Raw genomic sequence first — 325 nt, forward strand, 5'->3', positions numbered from 1 at the left:
ATAAAAGTGACATCTTTAATACTCAAAATTGGAACTATGACGAAATTAATGACGAATTCATTTGTCCGAATAATAAACGGCTAGGTTTTAAAAGATATGCCTATCGTCATGATAAGTATGGTTATAAGCGAGACTTCAAATTATATGAATGTGATGATTGTTCAGAATGTTCTCTGAAAAATCAATGTATGAACTTCAATTCAAAAACAAACAAAAAAATAATGAAGAATTATAACTGGGAATATTTTAAATCCCAAATTAACAAAAAGCTTTCAGAACCAGAAACAAAAAATATCTACAGTCAAAGAAAAATTGATGTGGAACC

At 28.0% G+C, this 325-nt stretch carries 1 protein-coding gene; it reads left to right on the forward strand.

Annotated elements, in window-relative coordinates; all coding sequences use genetic code 11:
* The coding region (locus HMPREF2663_RS13090; protein ID WP_256322892.1) for a transposase at positions 1–325 on the forward strand (325 nt) is incomplete at both ends.

It is taken from the genome of Staphylococcus sp. HMSC077D08 (genome assembly GCF_001837945.1).
Classification (GTDB): domain Bacteria; phylum Bacillota; class Bacilli; order Staphylococcales; family Staphylococcaceae; genus Staphylococcus; species Staphylococcus epidermidis.